The organism is Limisphaera sp. 4302-co, from assembly GCF_049537155.1.
Taxonomy (GTDB): Bacteria; Verrucomicrobiota; Verrucomicrobiia; order Limisphaerales; family Limisphaeraceae; genus Limisphaera.
In genome coordinates, this window is the sequence record NZ_JBMVQZ010000027.1 from 1 (window position 1) to 3,775 (window position 3,775).

3 protein-coding genes are annotated in these 3,775 nt (G+C 67.6%); all 3 read right to left on the reverse strand.

Annotated elements, in window-relative coordinates; translation table 11 throughout:
• Positions 1-59: 59 nt before the first annotated feature.
• On the reverse strand, positions 60-1,415 hold the full coding sequence (hflX, locus tag ACPDIX_RS14910) for a GTPase HflX (RefSeq protein ID WP_423432597.1): 1,356 nt from the start codon (positions 1,413-1,415) through the stop codon (positions 60-62).
• Positions 1,416-1,849: 434 nt separating this feature from the next.
• Positions 1,850-2,152 carry a metal-sulfur cluster assembly factor gene (locus ACPDIX_RS14915; RefSeq protein ID WP_423432598.1) on the reverse strand — a complete coding sequence of 101 codons (303 nt, stop codon included), beginning with the start codon at positions 2,150-2,152 and terminating at the stop codon, positions 1,850-1,852.
• On the reverse strand, positions 2,149-3,609 hold the full coding sequence (locus ACPDIX_RS14920; protein WP_423432599.1) for a cbb3-type cytochrome c oxidase subunit I: 1,461 nt from the start codon (positions 3,607-3,609) through the stop codon (positions 2,149-2,151). The genes ACPDIX_RS14915 and ACPDIX_RS14920 overlap by 4 nt, the downstream gene beginning before the upstream one ends.
• Positions 3,610-3,775: the final 166 nt, after the last annotated feature.

Here is a 3,775-nt window from a genome sequence, read left to right on the forward strand (position 1 = left end):
GGCTCATCCGGCCCTTGCCCGCGGTGGGCCGCCGGCCCGACAAGGACGGACCCGGCCCGTCAGCGCTCCGAAAGCGCAACCGGGCTGCCGCGCCGGGGAAGGTCCTCCGCATCAGAGGGGGGCGTTTCCGGGCGCTCCACGATGTAGGGGGCGAACTCCTGCAGGTGCTGCGGGCTCAGGTGCACCTTGAACCGCGCCGTCCGGGGATGGTACCGGCGCTCGACAATCTGCCCCACGCTGTGCAACCGCGCGATCAGGTCCGCCCGCTCATGCGGGATGGCCACGCGCACCAGTTGCCGGGCCGGGCGGAGGTGCCGGGCGATCTCCTCCAGGAGCGTGGACAACCCCTGGCCGGTCAGGGCCGACACCGCCACCGCGTGCGGGTGCCTTTCGAAAAACCGGGCGGGCACCTCCTGCCGCGGCAGGCGGTCCACCTTGTTGAACACCACCAAGGTCGGCTTCTGGTCAGCGTGGATCTCCTGGAGCACGGTGTCCACGGCGGCCATCTGTTCCTCGGCCAGCGGATGGCTGATGTCCACCACGTGCAGCAGCAGGTCCGCCTCGGTCACCTCCTCCAGCGTGGCCTTGAAAGCTTCCACGAGCTGATGCGGCAGCTTGCGGATGAACCCCACCGTGTCACTGAGCAGGACCTCCTGCCGGGTGGGCAGTTGCAACCGCCGCGTCGTGGGGTCCAGCGTGGCAAAGAGTTTGTCCTCGGCCAGAACCCCGGCGCCGGTCAGCGCGTTGAGCAGAGTGGACTTGCCGGCGTTGGTGTAGCCCACGAGCGAGGCCAGCGGGTACTGATGCCGTTTCCGCGCCACACGCTGGAGCGTCCGCTGCCGTCGCACCTCGTCCAACTCGCGTTCGATCCGGGCGATGCGGTCCAGCACCCTGCGCCGGTCCATCTCGAGCTGCGACTCACCCTCGCCCCCGCGCACGCCAATGCCACCCCGTTGCCGCGACAGGTGCCCCCACGCACGGGTCAGCCGCGGCAGCAAATGTTGGAGCCGGGCCAGCTCCACCTGCAGCTTGCCCTCCCGGGTTCGCGCGCGCTGCGCAAAAATGTCCAGGATCAACGCCGTCCGGTCCAGCACCCGACACTGAAAAATCTTTTCCAAGTTTCGATGCTGGGCCGGCGTCAACTCGTCGTCGAACACCACCGTATCCACCTGCTGTTGCCGGCATTGCGCGGCAAATGCCTCGGCCTTGCCCCGCCCGATGAACGTGGCCGGGTGCAGCGAATCAACCTTCTGCACACCTTCCCCCACCACGCGACCGCCGGCCGACACCACCAACTGCGCCAGCTCTTCGAGCGAGTCGCGCGTCTGCCAACCGTTGCCGTGCGATTTCAGCTCGGCTGCGACCAGGAACACACGTTCCGGCCGCCGGTTCTGGGTTTCCAACAGACCGTTCAATGCAACTTCAATCCTGACACCCCGGAGTTCCCAACCGAGACCAAGTCCCCCGGCGCCCCGCCCCGGGCCGGCCCACGACAAAGTCCGGCCGGGCGCACCGAAAGCGGGACCACACACGCCAGAGGGAGACTCCCGACAGCCCGGCTTCTGCCGAGCGCAACCAACCTCGCGAAGAAGAGAAAGCCGTACCTTGCGCGGTTCATGCGACTCCGGCCTCTCAAGCCCAAACGTACCGCGGCCTCCGGCCAGCCGGACCGCTTGCCCGGGCCCCTTCAAAGGACGGTCGGACCGCGCGGTCCGGGTCGTCGCACCTCGCACGAACCGTGCACCGTGGAGGCTCCGCTTTGAGCATCACCCGTACAATACCAGCAATCGGGGAATTGTCGAGCACAGGCCCGGCCCACCCCGCGTGCCCGCCCCCGGTGGCTGGACCCTCAACCCTCCCCACCAGAGGCCGCCCAGGTCGCGGGATGAATCCTCCCCGGATGCCACGGCGGGTCATAAACCAGCTCCACCTCCACCCCGGCCACACCCGGCACGGACAGCAACGCTTGTCGCACTCCCGCCACCAAAACCCCTTCCAAGGGACAGCCCGGACTGGTGGTCGTCATGCGAACCTTCACCCGGCCGCCCCTCCAGACCATTTCGTACACCAGCCCCAGGTCAACAATGTTGCACGCCAGCTCGGGATCCACCACCCGACGCAGCGCCTCCCAGAGTTCCTCTTCGCGGATCATGACACCGACACGGGTTGCGCCGTGCGCACGGCCACCGCGCGGCCCGCGGCAACCGGTCGCCGCACCCAGGCAAAAGCCAGATTGATCCCGTGCACCGCCATGGCCGCACCCCACAAGGCGGCGCCGCATCGGACCAGCGACGTGTTTGTTCCCAGCGTCCCCGCCGTGAGCACCAACATCCCCGCCAGGTGCAGCCCCAACCCGCAACGCAGCCAGCCCTCGTGGTAGAGGTCCTGCAATCCCGGCACCGGTTCCAGCCCCACCCTGGCAGCATATCGCCTGTACCAGGCCAGGAACGGCACGATCTTGTACAACATCCCCACCAAACTGAAGCTGAACAACCCCAGCAACGCCCACAGACCGTACACGTTCTCCCATTGGCCCACCCGGACCGTCAACGTCAGGCCGGGACGGGAAAGGTACAGCGCCAGCCCGGCCAGCGGCACCAGCCACAACAAGCCCGCCAGAAAATAGCGCATGGGAAGATCCAACCGGGGCCGGCGCCGGCCGCGCACGATCTTCATCATGTCCCACCCGTACAGGGCCAACGCCGTGACGCCCAGAACCGTAAACGCCAGTTTCCACGGACTCCGGTGCAGGATGGTGAGGAAACTGCCGGCGGTGGCCAGATCGAGCAGGCCGATGACCAGCCACACCCGGCCCGCGCTCACATTCGGTCCGAGGGTGAACATCGGCACAAGCTTGTAGGACATCCCTATCAACAGAAGCAGAAACGCGCCCACCAACCCCAGATGCGCATGCGCATGCATCAGCGCGATCTGATCAAAGCCCTTCAGATACGTCGCCGTCGCCTCCAGCGCATGCACCAGCGCACCCAGGGGCGTGGCCGGATTCAGCCGCGCTGCCGATTCGTACGTACACTTGGCGGCCGCCACCCCCAGGCCCACCGTCACCACGGCACCCCACCAAAACAGCGCGCTCGCCAGCACGGCACTCATCCACGTCCGGCGCGGCGCCCGCCAGACCGTGCGGATCAACGTCCAGGTCGCCAGCCCCACCCCCAACGCCAGCACCGACCCGAAATGTCCCACCTGCTTCGGATCCCACCGCCAGAACATCCACACCATGCCGGCAAAGCCGACAAGGTGGCAGACAAAATGCCACCGCGCCGCCCGTTCGCTCGCCAGCCGCGTGCCCAACACCACCGGCACCAACTGGTACAACGCGCCGAACACCACCGAACCCATCCAGCCGAGCACCGTCAGATGCGTCAGTGCAATGACGTACTGGTTGTAATGGTAGGTGGAGAGCACCTCCGGCCGCAGCAGCATGCCCACCGGCACGATCAGCACCGCCAGCAAACCCGCGGCAAAGAACCGCAGCGGCAGGCTCACCGAGGGCGCGTGGGTGGGCACCGGCAGGGCACCCGAAGCGGGGGCAACCTCGCCGCCCGCGCCTCTGGCGTTCCCGCCCTCCTGTGCGCGGTTTCCCTTCACGGTTCGTGACCCCCTCCCATCGCGGTGATCGTCGTCAAAAAGGAGCCGTCCGGCAGGCTGTCGGTCCGGGCATGGAACCCGCGCCGGGCCAGCAACGGATACAAATGCATCGGCTGGCGGTCGGTCCGCGCCGTCAGCACGCCGCCCGGCGGCAGGTGCGGCAGCA